The organism is Bilophila wadsworthia ATCC 49260 (assembly GCF_000701705.1).
Classification (GTDB): domain Bacteria; phylum Desulfobacterota; class Desulfovibrionia; order Desulfovibrionales; family Desulfovibrionaceae; genus Bilophila; species Bilophila wadsworthia.
Map to the genome: position 1 here is coordinate 1 of NZ_JNJP01000188.1, position 1,308 is coordinate 1,308.

The following is a 1,308-nucleotide window of genomic DNA, read 5'->3' on the forward strand; positions in this document are numbered from 1 at the left end:
CCTCGCAGCAGACCTTGATCGACCAACTCCGGCACTTCCCGAAAGCCGACCACGACGACGGGCCGGACGCGCTCGAAATGCTCTGGCGGCTGGCCGTCGGCGGTTTCGTCAGCCTGCGGGATGCGTTCGAGCGGGTGCCGCGTCAAAGCCCGTGGGGCGTGCGGCCCAGCGAGGACGACGATTTTGACAGCTTCGATACCTACGGGGGGTGGACGTAATGATTTTTAGAAGACCGGCAAAACCGCGCCCGCGCAAGCGTGATGCGCTTTCCGCGCAACAGACGGAAACAGGCGGCGGCTTGACGCCCATGCTCTACCTTGAGCGGTGGGGCAATATGACCAACCGCCTGACGCCTTCCCGTTTATCCTCCATTTTGCAAGCCGCCGACGACGGCGACATTACCGAGCAGCACGTGCTTTTCGCGGATATGGAAGACCGTTGTGAGCATCTGGCGGCGGAAATCGGCAAGCGCAAGCGGGCGCTCTTGACGCTGGACTGGGAGATTTTGCCGGGCCGTGCCAAAGATAAAAAGGCCGAAGCCGTGGCCGCCGCCGTGCGCGAGCAGTTCGACATGTTGCCCACCACGTCCGATCTCCTGCTCGATCTGGCGGACGGCATAGGCCACGGTTTCGCGGCCCTTGAAATCGAATGGATACAAACCGGCGGGCTTCATATCCCGGCGGCATTCCATCACCGCCCGCAGAGCTGGTTTCAGGTCATGCGGGACAACCGCAACGTGCTGCGGTTGCGCGATGGTTCCTATGAAGGGGCCGAACTGTGGCCGTTCGGTTGGGTCATTCACACGCACCGCTCGAAATCCGGGTGGCTTCCGCGCGTGGGGCTTTTCCGCACGGTGGCGTGGGCGTACCTGATCCGAGCCTACGCCCTTGAAAGCGCGATCCTGTATACACAGGTCCACGGCCTCCCATTCCGGCTTGGGAAGTACCCGCCCGGAAGCTCCGCCGAAGACAAAGCCGCGCTCAGAACCGCCCTTGCCAATCTCGGACGGGACGCTTCCGGCATTATTCCGCAGGGTATGGAAATTCTTTTCGAGTCGCCCGCCAATGCCACGCAGGACATCCCGGGCATTCTTGTTACCCGGTGTGAACAAGGCATGAGCAAGGCCATTCTCGGCGGGACGCTCACCACGCAGGCGGACGGTAAAACGTCCACCAACGCGCTCGGCGAAGTTCACAACGAAATCAGACATGACATCCTCACGTCCGACGCCGCGCAGATCGCCGCGACGATCACCCGGCAAATCCTCGCTCCGCTGGCCTATCTGAACTGCGGCGTCAGCGATCCGGC

At 62.4% G+C, this 1,308-nt stretch carries 1 protein-coding gene and 1 pseudogene; both read left to right on the forward strand.

Annotated features, from left to right (window positions below):
• Positions 1-218 (forward strand): annotated as a pseudogene (locus tag T370_RS23325) (phage terminase large subunit); the annotation flags it as partial.
• On the forward strand, positions 218-1,308 hold a 1,091-nt coding region (locus tag T370_RS0121935; protein ID WP_034507646.1), incomplete at its 3' end, for a phage portal protein family protein. The pseudogene T370_RS23325 and the gene T370_RS0121935, both read left to right, overlap by 1 nt.